Below are 5,313 nucleotides of genomic sequence, written 5' to 3' on the forward strand. Positions count from 1 at the left end.
CGCGGCCGTATGGGAAGGGCTGGGCGGCTTACGGTACCACGAGGCTGTGGCAGGATTGGCCGCCGGGTAATCCCGCTTTCGATGCGTTCCACCGCGATCTGTTTGGCTTTTCCAGCCCGATCGCGCTGGCGCAAGCGGGCGGCGTGGTGTCCGAGGACGACGTCGCTCTGTTCGAGGACGGCAGCATCTTACTGCTGAAACAACGCGGCGAGCCGTCCGAGGTGCTCGTGCGCAACCCGCGCGGCACGATATTCCGGATCTCGGGCGGCGTGCAGCAGATCAGAGCCGTCGGCACGTCGGCGAATTCGGCTCTCGTCTTCGGGGGCAGGGGACTGCAACTTGCGGAACCGCTGCCCATCGAGACGACGACGGAAGCGGAGCGATTGCTGGTGCAGGTGGCGGCGTACTCCGAGGAGATCATTTCGCTCGTCTTCTACGGCCCGGCGACCCGGATCGCGCCAAGGGACGGCGGCAGCCTGGGGGTCGTCGCGGGCGGTGACGCGACTGCTCGCGTGCGCATTCGCTCAGGCGAGTACAAACTGGAGCCGGGAAGCCGCCATGAGATCCGCGTGCAACAGCTTCGCGAGGAGCGAAGCTCACTGGGCGAACTCACAGTGCGCGGCAGCGGAACGCTGGCCTTCGACACGCCCGCGAACAGCGTGGTGACCATCAAGCCCGTCGGCGAAGGCGAACCAGAGCCAAGTACGCCGGGCGGATAGTCGCAGCAGCACCGACGGGTCGGTCGGGTTCAGCGGCAAGTCGCTCGCTACGTGCGGCGCGCTGCGAGGCGCGGGCGGGCGCTAGTTGACTTGGGCGCCGCGCGGCGGTCGGTGAGATCGGGAATGTGGTGACGGAAAGGGACCCGCGATGTCGTCGTTTCCGGTGAAGGATGTTGGGATCGTGCGCGACCTCGCGCGCCGCGTCGTCGAACTCGCGTGCAGCGAAGCGTACGAAGCGCGAAGACAGAGGTGGCGCGACGTCAATGAGCGGCGTAAGCCTGATCGCGCCCCGGTCTGGTGTAGGCCGGCCGGCGTATGGCAGGACTTGCTCCCCGCCGATTCCCTGGAGTGTACCGACCGCCTCTGTCGTAAGGTCGAGTACGCGCTCCGGCAGCACCTCTACAAGGACTGGGTCGGTGACGACCACATCGTCGAGCCATGGTGGGGCGTCGGCGGTGTGTGGGAGTGCGACAGCGAGCACACCTGGGGGCTGCGCACGGGGCACCTCGTGGCCAGCACCGAGTTGGGCGGTTTCCAATACGACCGGCCGGTCAGGACCATCGAGGATTACGGCCGTATCACCGTGCCCACGTTCACGTACAGCCACGAGAAGACGCAGGATGCTTTGTCACGGATGACCGACCTCCTCGGCGACGCCATGCCGGTGCGGCCGGTCTGTCACCCGCCGCTCGGTGCGCAACAGGGAACCTGGCTGGAGCAGCTGCGCGGGATGGAGCCGATGCTCAACGATCTCGCGTTTCACTCGGAGCTGGTGCATCGCGCCATGGCGAAGCTGACCGAGGGAGCGCTGCGCGCCTCACGCGCGGCCGAGGATAGCGGCTTGTTGACCACGAATCACCACGAGCCGATGTTTTGCAGCGACTCGGTCAACGGCGACCCCGGCGACGGCGCGGTGCGTCTGCACCACCTCTGGGCGGCGGCGAACAGCCAGGAATTTCAAATGGTCTCGCCGCGCATGCAAGAGGAGTTTCTGCTCAACTACCAGATTCCCGTCCTGCAGCAATATGGCGCCGTCCAGTACGGATGCTGCGAGGACCTGACGCACAAGATTGACATTGTCCTGCGCATCCCGAATCTTCGCGTGTTCGTCTGCTCCGCGTGGACCGACCTCGACAAGGTCATCGAGGCGTGCGCCACGCGCCACACGATCATGTGGCGACAACACGCCGCGCGGGTCGTGTTGCCGGACGACCTCACGCCCGTCAGAGAGCACCTCGACCAGGGAATGCGCAGGCTCCGGGGCTGCTACTATCAGGTTGTGCTGCGGGAATTGCAGACCTTACACGGGCACCCGGATCGCCTGCGCGAGTGGGCGCGGGTCGCCATCGCAATGGCCGAAAAACACGCGTGACGCTCTGCGAGAAGGCAGCGTTCACTGGGCCGCATCTGCTGCAGGGCATCGCGTCAGCATATGGATGTTGACGAACCGTATGCCGGTGAGCTCAGTACTCCCGCACCGCCCGCCGGAACGGCTCGACGAAACGCCCGTCTTTCTTCGGTTGCCACCGGTCGAACATGGCGGCGATACCGTCGAGGACTCCTGGCGGCCACTCGGGCTGATACTTGTTGATCGCGGGCGGGAACTGGCTGACATGCTTGCTCGCCGCCTCCATCTTCTGATCCTTGACGTCTTCGATGTCCACCCAGTAATTCACATCACCGTCGGCGGCATCGAAGAAGACGCATTCGGTTACCTCGTGGGGCTGAAGGCCCTCGGTGAGCAGATGCTCTGGGTAGTAAAGTGGGAACGGGGCGGCGCGGACCGCGTCAACCGTGTTGAAGGCGCCCATGCGATGGTCGCTCTTGTGCCAGCGCTCATAGACCGGGCCGGGGTCGAGGCTGAAAACCGCGTAAGGCCGATACTGGCGGATGATGCGCGTCGCCTCGCCGCATAGCTTCTTCGGCGGCGCGTACTCGAGTTCGCCGTCGTCGTAGCCCAGCCAGATGATGTTCTCCTTCGGGATGCCGACCGCCGCGCACGCTGCTTCCTCTTCGGCCTTGCGGATGCGCGCGAGGCGTTCGCTCGTCATCTCGAGATCGTAGGATCCCTTGTTGTCGTTGGTGTAGATCGCGATGATGACCTTGTTCCCGTTCTTGGCGAGCTTCGCCAACGTGCCCCCGCAGTAGAACGTGTCGTCATCCGGATGCGGCGCGAAAACGACGATGGTCTTGTCTTTCCAGTCCTCAATGCGATTGGGCCATTGCTTGGATGGCTGCTCCTGCGCCGCGGCGATCCCGACGGCGAATGCGACGATCAAAACGACTGCGAGACTCCTCATTGCCGGACCTCCTTGCCTGCCGACGTGATCCTGCGTTCAGCGGCATTCGTCATGGTGAACCGGAAGACCTGCACTCCCGGGAGGGGATGCTCGCCAACAGGATGGGTGATGCGTCGGCCCCGCCGCGCAGCTCCGAGGGCTCATGAACGGGCCACCGCGATGCCCCGTATCTCGCTAACCTCGACTTGCCCAATGCGACTGCTCAATGCCGGCGCCACCGCGCAGTAGTAGTGATACAGCGTGCCGTCGTGGAAGAACGCCGACGGCTTGTGCGCGTAGCGGGAGTCTATCGAGCCGTCCGGCCCGACGTCCACCAGCACCTCGTTGGCTTTTTCCCAGTGGACGAGGTCATCGGAGAATGCGACGCCGTCTCGCGCGTGACCGTCGCCGGACAGGCCGTAATAGAACATCACCCACACGTCGCCGGCGCGCAGCACGCAGGGATCGCTCGCGAACCTGTCGTCAAAGGCCCCCGGCGAGCCGACCGTGACGAGTGGATTCTGCGCCAGGCGCGTCCAGCGCTTGAGGTCGGTGGACACCACCGCCCCGGTCTGCTCGATCCACGGGCCGGCTGCTTCGTTCTTGGCGTTATAGAACAGGTAGAACGTGCCGCCATGCTCGACCAGGCACGACTTGTAGAGCCCGCCTCGTTCCCACGGGTCGCCATCGCGGGGATGCAGGAATGGCTCGTCCACCTGCCAGTGATGCAGGTCATCACTCCAGCATAGCCCAATAACCGCCGGCCCCGCCTCGTACCCCGCGCTCGGATAGGCATGATAGGTGCCGAGATAGCAGCCGCGCACTTTCTTCAACCCGCCGGAACCGAACAAGTCGTTATCGCGGAGTATCCACGTCAGGGCGGCGTTGTATTCCGTAGCCGATCCCGTGGGCCCACGGTCAATGAGGAGCCCTTCCCTGTGCCAATTGATGAGATCATGCGACGACGCCAGGCCGGTGCGGTACCCGATGCCGTCCCATCCGATGTACGTCATGTAGAAGCGTCCGTCGTGTGCGAAGACGAACGGGCCGTCTACGGCATGGCTATCGAACTCGCCATCCCTGTATGACGGCGCGAACACGAGCGATGGGTGCTTGTGCGGCGTCCTCAGCTTCTCGAGAAGCGATGTAGATATGCTGCGCAATTCGTCCGGTCCATATGGCGACGCGTTGTGCGAACCACCTCGCTGGTGCTGCTACCGCTTTCTCACCGCGTACCGTATGATGGTCTTGGGCACCTTTGCCGTGGGGCGCGTGAGGTATTCCTCTTCGTGAGGGCCGGCTACCTCATATCCCTGCGCGGCGATGAAATCGTGCAGGCGCTCGACGGTCGGTGCTTCCTCCGCATACGGGCCGCGATGGAGGATCTGCGCCACCGTGCCGTATTGCCACTTCTCGATTCTCACCTCGACCTCCGGATGCTTCTGCGGCAATGACCTGGTGGCTGAGGGAATGGGCAGCCCCCACAGGCCCACCCACTCGTCCTTCGGGGCGATGTGCACATTCGGCCAGCGCGCCCGCAGTCCGCACACCTTGAAGTCACGCCCTTTCTTCTTGAGGTCGAACTTGAGGGTGTACACCGAGCCGAACAGAGCTTTCATGGCATCGCCGGCGACGACGTTGGGATCGCCGACCGTCCTTACGACCGCCAGCTTCTGCGTCGGCATCCTCACGATCTCGGGTTGGATCTGCGAGCCGAGTCGCGTCATTGCTGCCCTCCCGTTTCGAGCAAACGGCAAAACGTCGTGCGGCGGCGCCGATCGCGTCGCCTACCTGCGGCGTCGGGCCTCGGATTCCGGATTGGCGATCCGGGGCCCGGCGATCTCACTTCTCACGAGCAGGCTCGCCACGGGAACCTCGCGCAGCGCGGAGCACCCGATCCACCAGCCCGCCGGGGTTCGTCGGCGCGCTTAGATCCCTGCCCTCCAGCGCGGCCGGGAGCGACCACAGCATCATGTCCTGGTAGTAATCGTTGCCGAAGGTTCTCTCGCCCGTATCCACGTCGCCGCGCATGATGTTGGGCATATCCCACGTGTACCCTTGGAGGCAGACGAGGTTGTGCCACACCTTACGTGCCAGCTCCAAGCCGAAATCGCGCTCGCCGTTGTACATGTACGTCATGGCCAGCATGAGCGCCTCCGGCGGGAAATAGCTGTAAGTGCCGTAGCCCTTCACCTCGGCGGGCGTGCTGTCCGGGTTGGCGTAGTTGACGGCGCCGTACTTGGTCACGGCCACGTTGCAGCGCTTGATCGTGTCCAGCACGGTCCTTACCCGGGCCTTGCCCACCGTGCCGGGTA

6 protein-coding genes are annotated in these 5,313 nt (G+C 64.5%); 2 read left to right on the forward strand and 4 right to left on the reverse strand.

The genetic code is table 11. The features are described 5' to 3' along the window. The coding region (locus JSV65_08770; GenBank protein UCH36429.1) for a hypothetical protein at positions 1 to 719 on the forward strand (719 nt) is incomplete at its 5' end. Between the two features lie 181 nt (positions 720 to 900). Further along, a complete protein-coding gene (locus JSV65_08775) occupies positions 901 to 2,091 on the forward strand; it encodes a hypothetical protein (protein UCH36430.1) in 1,191 nt (396 codons plus the stop codon). 91 nt (positions 2,092 to 2,182) lie between these two features. On the opposite strand, the gene JSV65_08780 is transcribed toward JSV65_08775, so the two are convergent. The 4 genes from JSV65_08780 to JSV65_08795 form a co-directional block, all read right to left on the reverse strand. After that, entirely contained in the window at positions 2,183 to 3,019 is an 837-nt protein-coding gene (locus tag JSV65_08780) for a PIG-L family deacetylase (protein UCH36431.1), read from the reverse strand. Between the two features lie 140 nt (positions 3,020 to 3,159). Then, the gene (locus JSV65_08785) at positions 3,160 to 4,161 is read right to left on the reverse strand and encodes a hypothetical protein (protein ID UCH36432.1); all 1,002 of its coding nucleotides are present in this window, start codon (positions 4,159 to 4,161) and stop codon (positions 3,160 to 3,162) included. Positions 4,162 to 4,212: 51 nt separating this feature from the next. Continuing rightward, positions 4,213 to 4,725: a GyrI-like domain-containing protein gene (locus tag JSV65_08790; GenBank protein UCH36433.1), complete on the reverse strand. Its 513-nt coding sequence runs from the start codon at positions 4,723 to 4,725 to the stop codon at positions 4,213 to 4,215. 115 nt (positions 4,726 to 4,840) lie between these two features. Beyond that, positions 4,841 to 5,313 (reverse strand): hypothetical protein (locus JSV65_08795; protein ID UCH36434.1); only part of this gene is annotated, 473 nt, incomplete at its 5' end.

It is taken from the genome of Armatimonadota bacterium (assembly GCA_020354555.1).
In the GTDB taxonomy this organism is placed as follows: Bacteria; Armatimonadota; Hebobacteria.